The following is a 20,237-nucleotide window of genomic DNA, read 5'->3' on the forward strand; positions in this document are numbered from 1 at the left end:
AGGCAAACGGCTATACATTCGCGTTCACCCTAAAGGGTACAAGTGCAACATCGACTCGAAAGGATTTCATCGTGTTTTTCTTTGTCGCAGGAGTCTCACTTGTAGCCGTTTTTGGTTTATGATAAAGAACGAATCAAATGAGACCGACCTTTTACGGTTTTACTCATTCCTTTACCAAACGAATTTCGTGTAAAAGGCACCAGGTAATCTCTTGAAACATTGCACGTACTTGCCTGATTTGGCTGCCACAGAGCTTTTTACCCTTTATACGAGACCGAGCCTCATTAAAACAATATACGCAGAAACAAACATCAGCGTAGGCAACATACGTAGACTCTAGTGGGATCAGCGCGAGCTGAAGATCCCCTCGGAAAGCCTGCTTTCCGAGGAAGCTGAAGCCGTGCCCCACAGAAAGCGAAGTATGTTGACGGAGCGGTGGACATTCCCCTGCACCCTAGCGCATCTTCAACTCGAAAGGACCTCATCGTGTTTTCTTTGCTGCTGGAGTCTCACTAGTGACCGCTTATGGTTATTGTAAAGAACGAATGAAATGAGATAGACCTTGTTGGTTCAATTTCGACCATAACCAACTAAGGGAGTGGAAAGGGCACTAGTACTCTCCAAATTCATTCACAGGCTTCGAGAATTGTGGCTTTGTCTACACATTGAGACCACCAGACACGTCTGGTGGTCTGCACATGTTATCTATCTTGATAATTTCGTATTGATTCGTTCAATCGCTGCATTCCACTCTTCTTCAGGATCTGCGCCTTGTTGAACATTTGTTAATGCTGTCATAATTTCATCGTTTACACTCATAAAATCAGGACCTTTATAAACAACGGGAATATCCTGAGCTGCATCGGCGAACATTTGCGCTGTGCTTTGCCCACCAAAATATTCGTCTTCTGTGTTTTTAAACTCTTCCATTTCATACACTTCTGGTGCTGACGGGAACAAGCCAGCAGGACTTAAAAAGGATGTTAATTGTTGCTCAGGAGCTACGAGCCATTTAGCAAATTCGTAAGTGGCTTCTGCATGCTCTGTTTCTGCCGGAATCGTAATGTACGAACCACCCCAGTTGCCGGCCAGTTCTTGTGGAAGCTTCGCTACACGCCATTTCCCTGAAGAATCTGGTGCGTTGTCTGACATCCAGCCTTTTAGCCATGAAGCACCCAATTCAACGGCGAAACCGCTCTCATTCACTGCGTTAGCCCATTCTGCAGACCACATTGTATATTCCCCGACAATGCCAAGGTCATTTAACTCTACAGCAAAATCATACGCGTCTTTCACGCCATTATCTGGGTCTTCAATAAGCAGATTTCCTTCTTCATCAAAGTAGTTCTGCTCCAAACCATCCATTTTGGCACGGTACGCCATTTCCATTGAATCGACCATTGGTTTCCCAGTTTTTTCTGTAATCGTCTGTCCAACTTCTATGAAATCATCGACTGATGAAATAAGCTCTTCGACTTCCGCTGGTTCTGTTGGTAGACCAGCCTCTTCAAACACCTCGATGTTGTAATACATCGCCTTTGGTCCAATATCTGTGGGCAGTCCGAAAAGAATTTCACCGTCCAGACTTTCACCAATTTCCCATTTCCAGTCCAAATACGTGTCCTGAAGATCTGCAGCCCCAAGATCGTACAAATTGACGAAGCGATCAGGAGCTTGCTTAAACTTGTCAAAGCGATCAATTTCCATCATCGCAAGATCTGGCGCCCCACTTTGTGCCGACAATGAAGTGAACAATCCGTTATGATGGTCATCCGTCTCCGCTACGCGAACATTGATTGTAACGTTTGGGTTCTCTTCCATGTATTGCGCTGCCAATTCTTCATAGTTTGTCGCACCAAACACCCAAAAATCAAGCGCCACTTCTTCCGCTCCACCGGACTCTCCACCAGCACTGTCGCCACCACTATTGCCACCATCTGATGCTGAAGGCTCGCCTCCACCACTACAAGCGGCGGCCACCATTACTACAAGCATCATGACCAATCCGAGTAACCATCGTTTCATTTTTGTTCCCCCTTAGATTAAAGTCCTTTTTTAGAAACCGGTTTCTAAAAATAATTAATAAATCTTCATGAAAGCAATAAAAACCTACCTTTTTAGTAAATATTGTAATGAAATCGCCTTCATAAATCACATTATAGTCTCGTTACTTAGTTTAAGCAATAGTTTTATGTAAACCGATTTCGATTAATTTCGCTCAAAAACGAAATGACCGCTTAGAATGTCTTCGCGTCATTATGCTTGCGTTTTTCAGAAGATAACCGAAACCAGAAAAGAAAACAAAAAACACTACGTCTAATCTAACAACGCAATGTTTTCTTTAGAATTGCCATCCAAAATAACTTAGCCACGAGCTGATTTTTGCTAAACCACCCGTGAAAAGCAGTAGTCCTAAAGCAACCAATATGCCCCCGTTAATCCGATTGAGCACAGGCAAAATGCGATTGATCTTTGTCATAAAAGCCTTCGAATTCGTTAAAAGCAATGAAACGATTAAGAAAGGCACACCCATCCCTAGTGAATAAATCAACAGCAACATCGCACCTTGTCCAACATTGTTCTGCATACTTGCAAGCGTCATGATGGACCCAAGCGTGAGACCAACGCACGGTGACCACCCAAAGGCGAATGTCATCCCGACAAGAACGGAACGAAACGAGTTTGTTACTTTTCCCGACACTGATTGAATCCGCTTTTCCATCATTAAAAACCGGAACTGAAGCAAACCGAGCATTTGTAAGCCAAACACGATGATGAGCAATCCACCGATTCTAGCAAGCATCAACTTGTTTGTTAGGAGAAATTCACCTATACCTGTCGCCAAAATGCCTAACAAAATAAACACAATCGTAAAGCCTGTAATAAAGCCTAACGACCTTTGAAAGACGACACTACGACGCAGCTCCTGAGTGCTGCCCATCGACCCTGTAATATTCGCCACGTATGCCGGTAGCAAAGGGAAGACACATGGCGAAAAAAAGGAAAGCAATCCCGCAACCAAAGCGGCGAAAATCGATACCTCCGTACCCACTACGAAACCCTCCAATACGCACTTCAAATGTTCTACCTTATCGTACGAGCATGAGAAAGCGATGTCAATGTGCTGACCAATGAAGATGTGAAGATTATCGCACACCTATTGGTAGCCTATGACTCTCCGCCACAGGAGAGAACAGTTACATTGGGACGAACACTTGGAAAAGATGAATCAAACTTCCACCAAGAAAAAAAGAACGTGCCTGATAGACAAGTTCTATAACTGGTTAGGTCCCAGCAAGATTTACGGGAGATCTGCGGGAGCCGCTAGATTACCGGTTGGCATCGGTTGCGTAAGGGTTTGGTAGAACTGCGCTGCCTCTTCTGCCTTTGTCAAAAATTCTTTGGAATGGAAATGCGCTGCCCCATTCTCATCAATCGTGACTTCTGGACCATGATATCCGAGTGCGACCATCATTTTCACTGCTGGAACTGCCCAGCTGGAGGTGTCGCCGGCAAGTTTGACTTCATCAAAACTGCCTTCTGGAAAGATTTGCGCCATGCTTCGATAAAAAATAACGGCTGTCTCTTGTCTTGAGATCGGCTCATCCGGCGAAAACATGCCCTTTGTATTTCCGTTGACTAAGCCCAATTCCAAAGCAGCTTGAATGTATGGTGCAGAAGGGTGTCCTTCGACATCTGCAAATTGCACTTCAGCTTCACTTGGGCGCAAGCCACTTACTTTTAATAGCTTCTCTACATAGGCCGCTCGCGTCACGGATGCGTCTGGTGAAAAGTCTTTTGTAGCATCATTTTCGTAGACGCCTAAAGATTGAAGCGGAAGAATATAATGGGCATACGCATGCTCCGAGGAAATGTCCGCAAATCCTTCAGGATCGTACCCTTTTTGTGCATACCCCATTGGGTTTAATGCGCCTTCTTTCATATAGGTCACGTTGTCACCTTCAAGCTGAAAAGCCACCAACGTACCTGTGATGTCATCTAGGAAAACGTTTGGAGCCACTGGCGCAAGCAAATGTTCACCTAAAAAGGCATCCTTCACAACTAACGTGCCCTCTTCCGTAGCTGACACTTGATGAACCATGCTTGCTATACGCAGGTCTTTGTAAATTCCTTCATATTTTTGAAGCTCTTGCTGGGACACCTCATAGTTGTCATCAAAATCAATTGGTGCGACATATTCAGGATAAAACGTACTCATAAACTGTGAATATAGCAGGTTTCTCAATGCACTGCTTTGCGTGTACGTCACAAAAACACCGACATCCTCTTCTGGAATCATCCACAGGTACGAGGAATAACCAGGTAAGTCGCCTGCTTTTGCGATGACTTGATCACTACTTCCTCCTTGAAAGGCTTGAAATGGCGCTTCAAAGCCATACGTTGTGTTCGGAAGCCATTCGTGGATGGAAGAATGATAGGTAGACATAAGGCCAATAGTTTCTTCGGACAAGACATCATTCGTTGTATCGGCATTATCCAAAAAGGCATTCATAAACAAACTCATGTCGGAGGTTGTAGTAAGAAGACCTCCATGAGGCATGATGGTCGGTGTCACAGCATAAACATCGACGGGAACCTCTGGCGCTCCGTAACCTGTCGCCATGCGCTCAATCGCTGCATCGCTTAGCTCAAATGTACTATTTGTCATCCCAAGAGGCCCAAAGATATTTTGCTGCATATACGTTTCAAATGGTTCACCACTTACTTTTTCAACGATCAATCCTTGTAGAAGAGATGCAAAATTCCCGTACAAGTAGGACGTTCCTGGCTCACGTACAACAGGCGGCATATTATTCTTTACATAATCTTCAATAGATACGTTTCTGGAAAGATCAAAATGAAGGTCTGAAGGCTTTGGATCGCGCACTTCAAAGCCCGTTGTATGAGCTAACAAGTCAGCGACCGTGACTGGTTCATTAAACGGGTTTTCATAAGGAATTCCCGGTATATATGTACGAATGTCTGTGTCTAAGTCTATTTTCCCGTCTTCAACAAGCTGAAGTACCGCAGCAGCTGTAAACACTTTTGAAACAGAAGCGACACGGAACAACGTTTTCTCAGGATCAATGCCTTCATTGGCATCAATGTTGGCCAATCCATGGGACTCTTCTGTCAGAACCTCACCGTCCTTTACAATGGAGACCGCGGCTCCTGTAAACATCCCTTGGGTCTCAGGTTTTGCAAAAAATTCATCCAGAAAAGCTTGTGCAGTTTCCGGTGTTAAGGGCTTTATTTCTTCTGCCGAAACGCTTGTCCATGGTGCTACTACTACCGTCAGTACCATCACAAGAACAAGCATGGCGGATGCTTTTGAATAAAGCGAACGTATCATTGCATTTCCTCCCTTTTGGTTTTCATCAAATTTGCATCTTATGAACTATTTTCCACGGAAAGTGGCTCGTCTTCGTTTAGTGATATTATATCTACGAAAGAAGTGAAAAAGAAGTTTCAATGTACCCAAGATTTTCTACAATATGTTTCAAGCATAAGATCCATTTTGTTTTTGAGCAAGTATACACTTTCATTTAAATTCCATTTAAGTATCTTTGTCCCAGGGCTTTGTTACAAAAGTAATCCATTTACATAGTAAAACCGCAGAGCTGACTCTGCGGCATAAAAATGATTATTATATTAAGCTACCATCCAGAGACCTTAAAATGAACGTTCCTCTGCTTGCGAAGAAATAAGCTCGTTCACTTCAATTTCATACCCTTCACGAATGGGCTCTGTCACCGAGATTTCTGTAATGACTTGTAGTTGAATGGAATCTGGAGGAGGTGATTGCAGCTCAAGCGTTACCGTAGCCACGCCTTCCTGATACTCCACATTTGCAACATGAAGAGCATAGCCTGGTGTCGGCGCCTCCACGGTAAATTGCACTTGTCGCTGATCTCCCACAGCCTCACCATCTACTTCCTGAACTGAAACCTGAGGCGAGTTCTGATCAGCTTCAGGCGACTCAGCTTTGTACGACTCAACATACTCAACCGCATTCGCTAGCCAATGAGCAGCTTCGGCACGCGTGATCTTCGTTTGTGGAGCAAATGTTTCATCTTGGGTAAGATCGGCAATATCCGTAATCAACAAAAATTGAATGCTGCCCATATACTCTGGATTCACCTTTTCTTCATCGGCTAACACAATATACTGCAGCGTCGTTGTGTACTCTCCCGTTGTTCGAATCGCTTGGTGCAACAGGTTGGCAAATGCCTCTCTCGTCAATGACTGCGTCGCCGCTGTCTCCTTAGGAAGCACAATGTCATGGTCCAAAAGTGCCTGCACATACGAAGCGTACCATGCAGTGTTTCTCATCTCCGTGTAAGTGTCAGCAACAGCTGGTTGTAACGTCTTTGGCTGAATTGACAACCCTCTTGAAAGCATGGCAGCAGCTGCGCCGTATGTTAGCTCTTTGTTTGGCATAAACAAGCCGCTCTCGTCTCCTTGAAGCACCCCTTGTTCTTCTAACGCTTGAATGCTGTCAGCAAATCGGTGGTCGTTTGTATCACTAAATGCAGCAACTTGTCCGGTAGTGAACGTGTACGCTGTAACCGCAGCCAATGTGGCGATCAACCTCTTTTTCATTCGTCATCAACCTCTCGTTTTAATTTCATCCTCTGTCACTTAGTCGATATCGTTGGTGAAAACGTTTCATTTTTTACGAAAATAATGGATGTACCTTTACGAAACCCACTCACTAGAACAGTAAACGACCTTCTCAAAGAAGTCGAATTGCTCATATCTTGGACGTGCTTATCATAATGAAAGGTAAAGGACGGTTGTTTTATAAAAGCATTTTCATCCAAATTATCCTGTGATATCCTAATGAGGAGCCGATTTTTTTAGATTTGAGTTCAATGATACGCTAATGCTCTTAAAACTACCGTATTATTATTTTGAAAATTATATATACTTTGTTTATAAAGCTCTTTTCTATTTTCCACTCTCGGACAAAAAATAATCTATTAGGTAGAGGTGGTTGTATTGCGACAATTGCTTAAACGATATCCAATTCTATTTTTGTTTCCTCTTTTATGGGATCTTATCGCCATCGGAGTATCGTATATACTCTTTGTTGATTCAAACGTTAATGAATCGAATTCAACAAATCAATCAATTGGGGCATGGGTCGGTTTTTCCCCTTTGTCGGATCTTTTGACTTCATTTAATATTGAAATAGATATAACTGGTTTTCCTATGTTGCTAGTTGGGATCGCTTCATTGACTCTCTATTCAATCCTATATGCTTTTTTCAACGCGGGATATATCGGTCTTTTGTATGAGGCCCATCGTGCTGATGTAATGGACTCACCATTGAGAAGATTTATTCACTATGGAAAAACAAAAGGTTTTCGCCTGTTCTTATTTGAAATGTTATTCGTACTTATAATCTTTGCTTCGGTTTTTATATTCGGGCTTCTATCACTCATTCCACTCCTAGGCATATTATTGGCTATTGGAGGATTTATTGGGTTTATCGTTCTGCGATTTAAATTTATCTATTACGAGTGCACCCTTGTTATTGATGACTACTCTTTACGCGATGCTATTCAGACAGCACGTGATTACAGTCACTTCAGAACCTATCCTTATGGATGGAAAATTGCACTGATCATCATTGCAAGTATGATTTTCGGTAGCTTATCCGATCAGAACCAGCCCGGTCTAGCGCTAGTCGTAATTGCCGTTATTTACAACATTATCATGCCCTTTCTTCAATACCGATTTGTCGGCACCTTTTTCCACAACCGGGCAAATTACTTGAAACATTATAAAAGATAACAAAAGAAAACACCACTTTTAGGCTGGATGAAAACGCTTATCTTTCGAGGCGCAAAGGCTTGGGAGGCGCGGAGTTGCCTTATGGGCAATGAGCACCGCACATGGCAAAGCAACGACGAAAGCGAGCGTTTCTCACCCCCCTTTTAGGCTGAATGAAAACGCTTGTCTTTCGAGGCGCAAAGCCTTGGGAGGCGCGGAGTTGCCATATGGGCAATGAGCACCGAACAAGGCACAGCAACGACGAAAGCGAGCGTTTCTCATCAGCCTAAAAAAACCCTCCGCTTTTTTTGCGGAGGAGTTTAGTTCGCTTCCATCGATTGTTCTACCGTATCTACCTGCTCCACTGAAGTACTAGCCCCTTGCATAATGCCAAAGGTCACCATTCCAATAACGCCGAGAAAGAAAATACCCATTAGCCAACGACTCATTTTAATCGCTCCTTTACTTGCTGTTAATGAAAGTGTAAAGGAGACACATAAACCTCCCTATAAAAAATCCTTAAGAAAACCTTAAATCGTTTAGAAGAAGATCCAATAAAGGATCACGGCAAGGATAGCAATGAAACATACACTATAAATAATGATAAGAATAAACAAACTCCGACCAGACGTATAGCGCTCATCCTTTGGTTTCATACCGATCATAATCGTACCTACCAATGAGGCAACGACGAGTATGGCCAACGCTATGTATAACAATGGCGACAATGCGGACACCTCCAGCTCTCCGGATTCAATTTTCTATATACTAGACATTTATCTAAACCATGATACCTTGTAATGATGGCTTTATTATATGAATGCAAAATTCATTATACAGGGCGACTGTCTATGAAGGTAGTCTATTTTCCCATTTGTTGAATAATATCCATATATTTGTGACATATTATGCACTTGAATGAGGATGGCATTGGCACATGTTTTGTTAGGGTTGAATAAAGCACCGTAAGGCCACCTTCCCCTTATGGTGCTTTTTCGATGCTAGAGGTATTCGTCGAACCATTCTCCAATAGCGTCAAGTCGTGCAATACGCAAATGCGGATGCCCGGTACGGGACAAGTTGTGTGTCGCTTTTGGAAAGCGAATAAACGTTGTCGTGCGCCCTTTCCTTTTCAGAGCAATATAGAGCTGTTCAGCCTGCTCAATTGGGCAACGATCATCGTTTTCTCCATGCATGATTAACAGAGGTGTCTGCATTTGGTCAACGTACTTTAGAGGCGAATGATTCCAAAGTGTCTCAACATCATCAAGATCGCTTTTGATCTGCCATTCAGTAAAATAGTAGCCGATATCACTGACCCCATAAAAGCTGACCCAGTTAGAAATGGAGCGCTGAGTAACTGCGGCTTTGAAACGATCGGTATGCCCAATTGCCCAATTCGTCATAAAGCCACCGTAGCTCCCTCCAGTAAGTCCGATTCGAGTTTTGTCAATCCAATTGTACGTTGCGAGCGCGTCATCCACGAGCTCCATCACATCCCTGTAATCGCCGCCGCCATAATCCCCGCGTACAGCATCCACAAAGTCCTGACCGTATCCGTGGCTGCCTCTCGGGTTGCAATACAGTATGCCATAGCCCTTGGATGCAAGCACTTGGAACTCATGAAAATAGGTATTGGCATACATGGCGTGTGGCCCTCCATGCACTTCTACAATGAGAGGATAACTCGTTCCCTCCTTGTAACCCACTGGTGGAATAATCCAACCTTGTACATCAAGCTGATCGCTTGTTTTGAACCAAAACGATTCAGGCGTTGAAAACTGAAGTTGTTTCACTGCCTCTTCGTTCACTTCAGTACACGATGTAAGGGTAGACTGCTCTTGGCTAGCGTCCCATAAATACACGTCTCCTGGATGAGTAGGTGTGCTCACTGCTAAAAGAGCCTGCTGACTCTCTGCATCATAGCTCAGTCCATAAATATGGTGTTCTCCGCGTAAAACCCGCTCCCACGCCCCGTCAATGGAAACTGTGTAGATTGAACTATTGCCATGCTCAGAAACAGGCACGAAAAGACGGCGGCTATCCTTTTGCCAGTGAATCCCTGGAGCAGACACGTGCTGATGAAAATCACCAATGGCCAAATCCATCAATGGCTGATCTAAATCCTGAGTTAAATACGTTTTTTCTCCATCTGCCAAACGCAAAAGAAACAGTCTCGGAAGCGAGGCATTTTTATATGCATAATTCGTTCCAAACATGGCGAGGGAACCACCATCTGGGGAAAAAACGGCACCCGAAAATTGCCCCTCTTCGTTTGTGTATTGCTTCCATTGCTTTGAGGCAACATCGACGACATAGACATCATTCGTGAAGACTTCGTCCGTATTTTCTTGACGTGTCCCGATAACGACAAGCTGTTTGCTGTCTGGCGACCAGTCTGTTGCTAAAAGGTGGTACGGACCTTCTGTAATAGCCTCGACATTACCATTCTCGACGTCAATGACATACACATGAGCAAATTCCTCTTTAAGCAATCCTTGACCATCCGATTTGTATTTCATTTTGTCGACCACATGAGGCTTCGGATGTTCTTTCTCATCTTTCTTGTTTTGCTCGTCCTCCTTCTCCTCTTCACTAGAGGACTTCGTCATTGAAAAAGCGATTTTCGTCCCATCCGGCGACCAGATCGGCCGGCTAACGGACTGCTTTTCATCAGTGAGTTGCCTTGCCTCCCCACCTGAGCGATGGAGCACGTAAAGCTGATTGCTGCCGTTACGGTCGGACAAAAACACGAGCTGTTGTCCATCTGGTGACCATCGCGGATATGTATTTTTCGCTTCTCCATAGGTCCACTGAGTAGAGACCGGAGCTTCTTCTCCTTCAAGCTTCAGATGATATAGATGTGCCTCGTACTCACCTCTCTCTTCATTCATTGTTGTAAGTACATATACCGCTTCCTCTCCACCCGGAGCTAAACTTGGGTCAGCCACAGAACGAAGCGTATACAGATCCTTTGCGGTGACTCCTCTTTTTTCATTCATGACAAGCCCTCCTGTTTGACTACAACGCATAGTCATTTACAAGAGCATAGCAGTCTCACTAAAAGCAACACAAGCGAAACGATCCGAATTATCGCATTATTCAAGATTAAAAACAGTATCGAACGGTCCTCCAATGTCCCAAAAATAAAAATGCGCTGTTTCGCCTCGTAGAAATTTAGAGGCGCACAGCGCAGCATACTATATCGTTGCCCACTAGCTAAAGCAGCATCCTTATCTAAAACCTAATACAACGAAAGCCCTACCTCTCTTTCGTCCTTACAACTCCATGGTTGTGCCAGTGTGAATCGGTCTTTCTTTCCTACCATCGCTCTTACACTTTTATTGGGTTTCTTTACACAATTGAGGGGTTATTGTGTAGACTTTAAAAAGTCTCTTGTGGGAAAAGCCATGTGGGGAAAGGGGACAAACGAATAGTTCCATTATAACGCGACAGGGGGATTTTGTCAAACCCAAGACCTCTTTTGCATGAATGAGCGAACCTATCTTTATCAAGCTCGACACCTGCTTGGCGCGTTTTTCTCTGTTGTTTCCCTCACAAAAGACCTCCGATTCCGAGCTATTCAGCATCCTGCAACCAACGTGCGAACACGTCTGCGAAAGAGTCCTTCTGATCACTCCTGCATCCGTTTAACAACCGCACAGCCACACCATTATGTGTCGAGTGGATGGCACAAGTTGAGCCGGATCCATCGGTCACAGCATACCCATATGGTGTAACCGTCCATCCAAGCACTTCTTTGGAGTGCTCATTCTCCTTATGGAGATCATCGATTAAGGCAAACACGTTTGAAGGGACAATGATTTCATCGTTCCATCGCCCTCTTTGAAGAAACAACTGACCCCAATTGCAAAGGTCTGTCGCGTGGATATAAAAAGGGTGTATCTCCTCATTGTCACTGTTCACTGGTGGGGCTTCCCAATCCCCAGTAGATCCAAAAGACATGGCTTGAAACACACGCTTTTGTAAAAACGCATCCACTGTATCTCCAGACATCGCCTCTACAAGCCATGCCATCAATGTCACCGACGTCCATCGTTCTGGACCAATAAATGCTGGGGCAGTACCTGTTGCGAGGTGGCGAAAGCTTATGCCACCGAGCTGCGATTGTGGGATGTCATACAAAAATTGATAGACCGGCATATCAACCGGCACGCCCTCCTCTGTAATCACCATCAGCAGAGCCAAGCCATAGAAGGACGGACGGAGGGAAGGAACAGAAAACGGTGTGATTGCACTTACTGGCTGCTGGTCTTTCGTCCCCTCGAACCATTCCAACATTTTGGTCGGACTTTTGACAACCAATGCTGCCGAAGACGCTTTGAACATGCCCATGCTTTTGACAACCTCATGTTTAATCAAAAAAATCATCTCCTTCTACTAATCTTCTATAAGCTGCAGCTCATACGTAATTTTTATAAACGATCGACTAAACAGCGTCATGTGGTGGTTTGCTCTCAGCTGGGTTGGCCCTTTTTCAACGATCAAAAAGGTTTCATTTAACGGCAGTCTCCAAGTCCATCTACCAATGGTATAATAAAGCCCTTCATCCCCACAGCCGCTCTTCCTTCGAACACCTGTTAACACGAGCGCATTCCCTTCATTTAAAGGCTTTAAAACCCCAGTGAGCACACCTCCTGGGAGGGGTAGAGCCACATTCATATACGTTTCATTGCCATGAACATGATAGGCATACAGCGCTTTAAAAATCGAGTTTCCCGTACTGGTTTCACGACGGTCCCAAAATCGCACGTCCACGCGACCATCCGCGTCACTTAATTTTGATACATTCCCCGTCATCTCTAATACGCGCGATGGCGGGAGGTTGATTTGTCCCCATCGTTGCGTGATGCGACTGGAAAGGTGCGAAAAGGCGTGAAAGCCGCGCTGCCACTGGAGATCCGCCTTCATATGAAAAGCCCCTGGTTCTTCATAAAAACGGCGGACGAGAGGGCTGACTTTTTCGTGTTGAAAGGAAGGAGACGTGATTGCTTCCCATGAAGGAATTAATCCGACGGGCTCCTGATGCTTGTTTTGCGATTCTTTCAAGATGGGGTGACGAGGGCTTCGTACAGAACTAATTGGAAACGCAACATGTGCCCAAGCTTGAGTCAGGGACAAACGCGAAAAAGCAATAAGTCCAAGCGTCGCAAACCCAAACGCATTAAGCATGCCGTGCCACTGAATCATTTCCGGAATCCAGACAATACTATGACCAGCAGCTCGCCCTACGCTATACACAATAGCGAGGCTAATAGTGAAGATCATAATCATACTAGCAAAAAAAGCCGAGAAGGCTGCCATCCCCCTCATTCGTTTAATGCTTAACCCAATGAGCCAAACTGATAAAAGCAGAAGAATGACCGCATACACCACAACTAAGATCGCTTCTACAGGCGGGCCTTGGTCCAACCCTATCGCCACGAGCACCATACCTGCCAATACGCCATAGACCATATATGGATAAAGTAGCGGCATCTCTCCATAAAGTGATCTCAACCAGCGTCCGAACAAGCCAACAATCACCGGTAGTAGAAATGCCGCATAATGGAAATGAATAGCCGTTAAATCAACTATGATTCCAGGATATGGAAGCAAGTAGGAAAGGTCACCACGTGATTGCACGAGCCATCCACCACCAGCAGCGAGATATATGAGCGCCGCATCAAGCGTAAATTCCTCTAAATGAACAAACCCTCGTGCTGCTAGACGCCCTAGCCCAGCAAGCGCACACAATAAACAGAAGACAAGCCAAATCACCGCGGCGATCCCAGCAAGCATGCCTTTTGGAAGCACTAGCGAAAGCACACCAAAAGCCGCAAACACAATCACCGTCTTGGTCAGCCAAGCCAGCAACCGATTTGCTCCATGTGAAGTGTCCGTATCTCGGAAAATAAGTCGTAAGGCCATTGGGATAAGAACAAGAAAAGCAAATCCCAATGCCACGGCAATCAGCTCCGGGCGAGCAATCAGCACCCATGCAGCAAAAACGAACACCGCGATCCAAGCTGTCATTATCGTAAACCCCCATGTAGAAAAGCCCTTTTAAACAGTGTATCATGTTCCATAGACTGACATTGGTCATTTACTACTAGCTTCTATATTGTCATAGAACGAACGTTGTATCGTTCGTTTTGAATTTCATTCATATTCGATGAGGTGTGCTCATGTCACTAAAAAGTCTTACACTTCTCCATGAAAAAGCGACTTCCTATTCTAAATACCCGCTCTCCATCCCTGTCATTCGCCAGCTTCATGAAATGACGTTCCCAACGGAGGTGACGTTTTTTGTTGGTGAAAACGGCTCAGGCAAGTCAACCCTTTTAGAGGCCATCGCTGATAAAGCAGGGTTTAACACAGCAGGAGGCGGCGTGAATCACATGTATGACGTCCATCGCTCAGAAGCGAGTCTTGGCGACTACATTCGATTGTCCTGGCTACCAAAGCATAGAAGAGGTTTTTTTCTTCGTGCAGAAAGCTTTTACAATTTCGCCAGTTACTTGGACCAAAACCCTAATTTGCTCATATCTTTTGGTGGAAAATCGCTTCTCTCTGAATCTCACGGAGAGAGCTTTATGCGGTTATTTAAAGAGAAATTCAACGGCAAGGCGTTGTATTTGCTGGACGAGCCTGAGGCTGCGCTGTCGCCACAACGACAGCTTTCCTTGCTGCGGCTTATTAAAGACTCGACAGAAGTAGATGGAGCTCAGTACATTATCGCGACCCACTCCCCTATTTTACTCGGCTACCCAGGAGCCACCATCTATAATTTTGATGCTGCTCCTTTAGAGGCTATTGCGTACGAAGACACCGAGCATTACAGCGTGACTAAATATTTTGTTAATCACCGCGAGCGGATTTTGCATGAGCTTTTTAAGGAAGAGGAAGAAGAAGCAGGACAATGAATACTACATATCCCATTTAATGATGCGGAGAAAAGCGGCACCATCTAAACAATTGCCCCATCAAAGAAGCGCGTGCAGATGATTTACCATCAGCACGCGCTTTTTATGTTTATCCTTGGCTAGCCTTAACCATTCCCTCAGCGATCCGTCTCGCCTCTTCGTCAACAGCAAGAATTTCTTCTAATGAAGGTGATGATGAAATTGTATGTTGGGCCATCGTTTCATAAATTACTTTTTCGATATCTAAAAAGCCAATTTTTCCTTCTCTAAAGCGGGCATTGGCCACTTCATTGGACGCATTAAGTACGGCTGGCATCGTACCGCCTGCTCTGCCTGCCTCATAGCAGTAGCGTAGACAAGGAAAACGAGTGAAATCAGGCTGTTCAAAATGCATAGTGGCTATGTTTGTCCAATCCAAACGCTTAAAGTCGCTCTTCAATCGTCTTGGGTGATGGAGCGCATATTGAATGGCGACACGCATGTCGGGGGCACCAAGCTGAGCCATCATCGATCCGTCATGGTACTCGACAATAGAATGAATATAGCTTTCTTTATGCACGAGCACATCGATTTTGTCATACGAAATATCAAACAGCCAGTGCGCCTCCATCACTTCAAACCCTTTGTTCATCAGGGTTGCACTATCGATTGTAATTTTGTCACCCATTGCCCAGTTTGGATGCTTCAATGCATCAATTGCGGTTAAATGCGCCATTTCTTCTCGCGTTTTATCGCGGAACGCTCCCCCAGATGCGGTTACGATCAAACGGCTGACATCCTCAAGTGATTGTCCTGACAAAGCTTGAAAAATTGCTGAATGCTCGCTATCAACCGCAATGAGCTCTCCCTTCGAGCGTCTAGCAACGTCGATGACAATTTCCCCTGCTGCCACCAACGTTTCTTTATTGGCAATCGCCACGTCTTTGCCTGCTTGCAGAGCCTCAATGGTTGGAAGAATTCCAGCAGAGCCGATAATGGCCATCAAAACGATATCCGCACCAGAATCAACGGCAACCTCCATCAACCCTTCCTCTCCATACACAATCGTTGTGGAAGTCGAAATTAACGTCTGGAGCTCTTTCGCTTTCTCTTTCGAGCCAACAGCGACCTTTGCAGGCTTAAACTCCTCGACAAAGGAGGCGAGTTCCTTCACTCGACTCTGCGCAGTTAAACCTACCACTTCAAATGCCTCAGGGTGCTGGCGAATGACATCCAGTGTCTGCGTGCCAATTGAACCTGTGGCTCCAATAATTGCAATTTTCTTCATTAATAATAAGCCTCCATTTATCCGTCCCATATCATTTGCTTCAATATAGCATACTACAGTTCAGAACTCGAAGGTCTATTGTTTTTAAGTTGTTGGAAATAGGCTTTCATGATACGATCAATCAGAAATTTTTAAACGATTTTCGAAGGCTGCGCAGAATTGCCATATCGGCAATAAGCACCGGACAAGAAAAAGCACAAAGGAAGCAGGCATTTCTCATCCGCCTGAGGGGGATCATTACATATGAAACAACAATTAACAACACGTCAACTGCTACTCTGGCGTGTAGCCACGTATTTTTATTTCGCACTTCCCGGACTCGCTCTCGCATCGTGGGTTTCTCGAACTCCTACGATTCGCGACACACTTGACGCCTCTACGTCTGTAATGGGATGGATTATATTTGGGATGTCGTCTGGCTCTATTATTGGCTTGCTCTTTGCCAGTCCCTTGATTGCGAGATTTGGAGGGCGACCCAATCTCGTCATTGGTCTTTCACTCTGTTCACTCGGGTTGATCGTCCTAGGTACCGGAGGTTCTCTTATCCCTCAGACCATTCTCGTTTTTATCGGCTTGTTCATCTTTGGAATGGGCAATGGCTTGACGGATGTAACGATGAATGTCGAAGGTACCGCCATTGAGCATACAGTAAAGAAATCTATCTTAACAAGCTTCCATGCATCCTTCAGCCTAGGCACCTTTGTGGGAGCGTTGCTTGGCGCCCTTGCGTTATGGCTCAATTTATCTGTGTTTGTTCATATTACTGTGATTGCGTTTATTGTATTTGGAAGCGCCTTGTATCTTGCACGTTTTATTCCAGAGGGTACTGGAAAAGAAACCGCAGGAGACGAACAGCAGCCGACAATGACGTCAAAAGAACGTCTGGCGATTTGGAAAGAGCCGCGTACGGTCATGCTCGGCATTCTCGTGCTCGGCATGGCTTTTGCCGAGGGGTCCGCAAACGATTGGCTTCCTCTCATCATGGTCGATGGATATGGCGTTACTGAAGCTTCAGGCTCCATCATATTTGGCGTCTTCCTAGCTGCGATGACGATTGGGAGGGCGACCGGCGATGCACTTGTTAATCGTTTAGGACGTGTCCTCGTGCTGCGCTTGGCGGCTTTGTCAGCCATTATTGGTATGTTGATTATTATCTCCGGCGTTAGCTTTACCGCGGCAGCTGTCGGGGCCGTCTTTTGGGGCATCGGAGCCGCCTTTGGCTTTCCGCTTGGCCTCTCTGCAGCAGGCGACAACCCAAGAGGAATGGCGGTCAGGGTCGGAGCAGTGTCCACGACCGGTTACGTTGCTTTCTTGGTTGGCCCGCCAATGTTAGGCTTTGTAGGAGATGAAATTGGCTTATTGCGTGCACTATTTATCGTCCTCGCAGCTGTATTGCTAGCGGCCGTCTTTTCACATGCTGCCAAGCCCACGGGTTCACGCCATACTACCTAAGGGACATTCATCCAATTTTAGGAGGTTTCACCCTCCTTCTTATGATATACTCATAGTAGAAATTGCCGGTTTAGTTTTAAATCCTTTATTCTAGAGTTGCGAAACGGGGGACCACCTTGAGTACATTTACCTTCGGCTCTTTTTTAACTTTCGTTCTTTTTTCACTCTTGTTTTTAGGCTTTCTGTATGTCGCGACTCGTGTTGTTAAAAAGGCATGGAACAAAGATTAAATGAACAAGAAGCCCCATCGGTTCAACTGCCGATGGGGCTTTTTTTGTTTTATTATCCTGCGTATGTTTGCGTTTTCAGAACTCCCATGGTGAAACACTGCAATTCATTAAACGTTTAAATAGGCTTTCTAGCTTGCAGCAGAAACCTATGCGACGGGATATCGATAAACCCATTAGCGTTAATTGAGCTATGAATGGCTTCAAGTCCTTCTCGATACCGCTCTACTGAAAAGTCCGGAATTTCGAAAGCAACGGCCTTCAAATAATAAATAATGGCACCCACATCATAAAAGCGTTGATTCACCATCGCCTCTTCCGCCTTTTCTATAGAAAAACCGACACCATGGAGCTGTTTCCTTGCATTCGCCAAATGCCAATCATCGAACGTATGTTTTTCTGGCGCACCAAGCAATGTATGAAATTTTTTGTTGTCTTCTCCGCCCACTTGTTGTGTGAGAAACACGCCCCCAGGCTTCAAAAGACGCATGACATCCTCAGGATGATAATATTCGTGCCGATTTAAGATGAGATCAAACGTCCCGTCCTCATATGGCAAGCGGTCTTCGTTTTCTAAAACGGCCACTCTCACTCCTAAGGGCTCCAGCGTTTTTCGAGCAACGTCAATATTGGGGGCATATCCTTCTGTGGCATGGACGGTGGCTGGCAAAGGCTTTAAGCTTGCCAAAAACTCTCCTCCACCCGTACCCATATCTAGCAGTGTGTTGCTTTTCGACATCAAATCCACAACTCGTGATCCATAAGACCAGGGCAATGGAGCTTCAACCATCCGACCCGTTTTCGTAATATAGGAGAAATCCCAGCCTGAAAAATCGGTTTCCGTTCCTTGGCTAACAAAAGTTAAAAAGGATGCATCTGCCATAATTTTCACTCCTTTGCTCTTTCGTATTGTAGCAAATGACCCTTTTTGGTGTCATTCCTCCCCGCAACAAGGTTTTCTTCTCATTCCCTGGCTTCAATCGTCAAAAAGACGCCAGCTCTATGATCAATCCCATAAAGATGACGCCTTCTATTAAAACACGATCCATTTTACTTGTTTACATAGGGAGAAATATCAACGCCAGTTGCATCTGCAAGGCGATGACCAAGCGCTTCGTCTGCTCGGTAGAAATTGCAGATCGCTCGAAGAACCGTCTTCTCATCTTGAATCTGTTTAAACTCATTCACTAGATTTTTGACGAGCTGATCCTTCACTTCATCGCTGTAGCTTCTCCAAACGCGTCCTGCTTGACCAAACTCGTCTGTTTTATCAATCGCCTGACGACCTGCCACACCTTCAATCGGCTGTCGTTCATCGACCACATCGTCTGTTTCCTTCGGTGTATGCTCAGCACTATTTGGCTCATAGTTTATCGGATCGGTTTGCTGATGAATCGGCATTTGACCGTCTCGCTGATAATTTTGCACCTTCGCATACGGACAGTTAATTGGCAATTGCTGATAGTTGGTTCCAATGCGGTATCGTTGTGTATCAGAATAAGAGAATAAACGTCCTTGCAGCAGTTTATCCTCGGATGGCAGCATACCTGGCACCAACACACCTGGATTAAAGCCAACGGATTCTGTCTCTGAAAACACATTGTCAGGATTACGATTTAACGTCATTGTACCGACGCGCTCATAAGGAATGTCTTCTTCAAGCCAGTCCTTCGTCGCATCCAATGGGTCAAACGAAAATGAATCAATGTCTGAAGGCTTCAGCACCTGTACATAAAGGTCCCATTCCGGGTAATTCCCTTGCTCAATGGCTTCATACAAGTCGGCACTTGCGTGATTAAAATCCTTCCCTTGAATGCTTTCTGCTTCCTCCGCACTTAACGAGCGAACGCCTGCTTTCGGTACCCAGCGAAGCTTGATATACACCGTGTCTCCTGCTTCGTTAATCCATTTGAAGGCATGAACGCTTGACCCTCTCATTTCACGGTAGTTGGCTGGAATGCCTTCATCTGTAAAGAGATGAACAAGCATGTTTGTCGTCTCCGGTGAATTCACCATGTAATCCCAGTAGCGGTTTGGATCTTGAATATTTGTTCGTGGGTCAGGCTTTAACGAATGCACGATGTCAGGGAATTTCATCGTATCACGGATAAAGAAAACAGGGAGGTTGTTCCCAACGAAGTCATAGTTGCCTTCCTCCGTATAAAATTTAATGGAAAAGCCACGTGGATCTCGAAGGGTTTCCGGTGAGTGCTGCCCGTGAATCACAGTAGAAAACCGGACAAACACAGGGGTCTCCTGACCAACTTCCTGTAAAAAAGCCGCTTTCGTGTACTTTTTCATGCTATCGGTTACTTTAAAGACTCCATGAGCGCCAGCACCTCTTGCATGCACAACCCGTTCAGGCACTCGTTCACGATCAAAATGGGCGAGCTTTTCAATGAGTTGGTAATCCTCTAAGAGAAGTGGTCCACGACTACCGGCAGATCGAGAATTTTGATTGTCTTGGATGGGTGCACCTTGATTCGTCGTTAAGTGTTTTTTCAACAGAAAGCCTCCTCATTGTTTATAACGAATTTTTATTTATATTAATTATAATTTGATATTAAATAAATTCTAATTTAAAAC

15 protein-coding genes are annotated in these 20,237 nt (G+C 45.0%); 3 read left to right on the top strand and 12 right to left on the bottom strand.

Annotated features, from left to right (window positions below):
* Positions 1–705 precede the first annotated feature (705 nt).
* The 4 genes from EV213_RS15970 to EV213_RS15985 all read right to left on the bottom strand — a co-directional run bounded on the left by EV213_RS15970 (position 706) and on the right by EV213_RS15985 (position 6,603).
* A complete protein-coding gene (locus tag EV213_RS15970) occupies positions 706–2,025 on the bottom strand; it encodes an ABC transporter substrate-binding protein (protein WP_133581557.1) in 1,320 nt (439 codons plus the stop codon).
* 316 nt (positions 2,026–2,341) lie between these two features.
* Positions 2,342–3,052: a cytochrome c biogenesis CcdA family protein gene (locus EV213_RS15975; RefSeq protein ID WP_133581558.1), complete on the bottom strand. Its 711-nt coding sequence runs from the start codon at positions 3,050–3,052 to the stop codon at positions 2,342–2,344.
* A 249-nt stretch (positions 3,053–3,301) separates the two neighbouring features.
* Positions 3,302–5,353, bottom strand: coding sequence for a serine hydrolase domain-containing protein (locus EV213_RS15980; protein WP_133581559.1), 2,052 nt, complete (start codon positions 5,351–5,353; stop codon positions 3,302–3,304).
* A gap of 320 nt (positions 5,354–5,673) precedes the next feature.
* A complete protein-coding gene (locus EV213_RS15985; protein WP_133581560.1) occupies positions 5,674–6,603 on the bottom strand; it encodes an S-layer homology domain-containing protein in 930 nt (309 codons plus the stop codon).
* Positions 6,604–7,002: 399 nt separating this feature from the next.
* Here EV213_RS15985 and EV213_RS15990 point away from each other — a divergent pair, with 399 nt between their 5' ends.
* Positions 7,003–7,800 (top strand): hypothetical protein, encoded by a 798-nt coding sequence (locus EV213_RS15990; protein WP_133581561.1) that lies wholly within the window; start codon positions 7,003–7,005, stop codon positions 7,798–7,800.
* A 299-nt stretch (positions 7,801–8,099) separates the two neighbouring features.
* On the opposite strand, the gene EV213_RS21235 is transcribed toward EV213_RS15990, so the two are convergent.
* The 5 genes from EV213_RS21235 to EV213_RS16010 form a co-directional block, all read right to left on the bottom strand.
* Positions 8,100–8,228 (bottom strand): hypothetical protein, encoded by a 129-nt coding sequence (locus tag EV213_RS21235; protein ID WP_279512771.1) that lies wholly within the window; start codon positions 8,226–8,228, stop codon positions 8,100–8,102.
* A 90-nt stretch (positions 8,229–8,318) separates the two neighbouring features.
* Positions 8,319–8,507: a hypothetical protein gene (locus EV213_RS15995; protein ID WP_133581562.1), complete on the bottom strand. Its 189-nt coding sequence runs from the start codon at positions 8,505–8,507 to the stop codon at positions 8,319–8,321.
* Positions 8,508–8,780: 273 nt separating this feature from the next.
* The gene (locus EV213_RS16000) at positions 8,781–10,781 is read right to left on the bottom strand and encodes a S9 family peptidase (protein WP_133581563.1); all 2,001 of its coding nucleotides are present in this window, start codon (positions 10,779–10,781) and stop codon (positions 8,781–8,783) included.
* A gap of 577 nt (positions 10,782–11,358) precedes the next feature.
* A complete protein-coding gene (locus EV213_RS16005) occupies positions 11,359–12,162 on the bottom strand; it encodes a hypothetical protein (protein WP_133581564.1) in 804 nt (267 codons plus the stop codon).
* A gap of 18 nt (positions 12,163–12,180) precedes the next feature.
* Positions 12,181–13,815 (bottom strand): YndJ family protein, encoded by a 1,635-nt coding sequence (locus EV213_RS16010; RefSeq protein ID WP_133581565.1) that lies wholly within the window; start codon positions 13,813–13,815, stop codon positions 12,181–12,183.
* Between the two features lie 152 nt (positions 13,816–13,967).
* On the opposite strand from EV213_RS16010, the gene EV213_RS16015 reads away from it, so the two are divergent.
* A complete protein-coding gene (locus tag EV213_RS16015) occupies positions 13,968–14,705 on the top strand; it encodes an AAA family ATPase (RefSeq protein ID WP_133581566.1) in 738 nt (245 codons plus the stop codon).
* 109 nt (positions 14,706–14,814) lie between these two features.
* On the opposite strand, the gene EV213_RS16020 is transcribed toward EV213_RS16015, so the two are convergent.
* Positions 14,815–15,972 (bottom strand): 1-deoxy-D-xylulose-5-phosphate reductoisomerase, encoded by a 1,158-nt coding sequence (locus tag EV213_RS16020; RefSeq protein WP_243740210.1) that lies wholly within the window; start codon positions 15,970–15,972, stop codon positions 14,815–14,817.
* A gap of 243 nt (positions 15,973–16,215) precedes the next feature.
* Here EV213_RS16020 and EV213_RS16025 point away from each other — a divergent pair, with 243 nt between their 5' ends.
* Positions 16,216–17,424, top strand: coding sequence for an MFS transporter (locus EV213_RS16025; protein WP_133581568.1), 1,209 nt, complete (start codon positions 16,216–16,218; stop codon positions 17,422–17,424).
* Positions 17,425–17,769: 345 nt separating this feature from the next.
* Here the strand turns inward: EV213_RS16025 and EV213_RS16030 are convergent, their stop codons facing one another.
* Together EV213_RS16030 and EV213_RS16035 are read right to left on the bottom strand one after the other, a co-directional pair.
* Positions 17,770–18,537, bottom strand: a complete 768-nt coding sequence (locus EV213_RS16030; RefSeq protein ID WP_424923067.1) for a methyltransferase domain-containing protein — start codon at positions 18,535–18,537, stop codon at positions 17,770–17,772.
* Positions 18,538–18,701: 164 nt separating this feature from the next.
* A complete protein-coding gene (locus EV213_RS16035) occupies positions 18,702–20,159 on the bottom strand; it encodes a catalase (RefSeq protein WP_133581570.1) in 1,458 nt (485 codons plus the stop codon).
* Positions 20,160–20,237 lie beyond the last annotated feature (78 nt).

Origin of the sequence: Aureibacillus halotolerans, assembly GCF_004363045.1 — a bacterium.
Lineage (GTDB): Bacteria > Bacillota > Bacilli > Bacillales > DSM-28697 > Aureibacillus > Aureibacillus halotolerans.

Bases quoted from the DNA above. Each gene is read 5' to 3' on its own strand.
- EV213_RS15980 (WP_133581559.1), bottom strand. From the start codon at position 5,353: ATGATACGTTCGCTTTATTCAAAAGCATCCGCCATGCTTGTTCTTGTG.
- EV213_RS15970 (WP_133581557.1), bottom strand. From the start codon at position 2,025: ATGAAACGATGGTTACTCGGATTGGTCATGATGCTTGTAGTAATGGTG.
- EV213_RS16025 (WP_133581568.1), top strand. From the start codon at position 16,216: ATGAAACAACAATTAACAACACGTCAACTGCTACTCTGGCGTGTAGCC.
- EV213_RS16010 (WP_133581565.1), bottom strand. From the start codon at position 13,815: ATGACAGCTTGGATCGCGGTGTTCGTTTTTGCTGCATGGGTGCTGATT.
- EV213_RS21235 (WP_279512771.1), bottom strand. From the start codon at position 8,228: ATGAGTCGTTGGCTAATGGGTATTTTCTTTCTCGGCGTTATTGGAATG.
- EV213_RS16015 (WP_133581566.1), top strand. From the start codon at position 13,968: ATGTCACTAAAAAGTCTTACACTTCTCCATGAAAAAGCGACTTCCTAT.
- EV213_RS16000 (WP_133581563.1), bottom strand. From the start codon at position 10,781: ATGAATGAAAAAAGAGGAGTCACCGCAAAGGATCTGTATACGCTTCGT.
- EV213_RS15985 (WP_133581560.1), bottom strand. From the start codon at position 6,603: ATGAAAAAGAGGTTGATCGCCACATTGGCTGCGGTTACAGCGTACACG.
- EV213_RS16020 (WP_243740210.1), bottom strand. From the start codon at position 15,972: ATGAAGAAAATTGCAATTATTGGAGCCACAGGTTCAATTGGCACGCAG.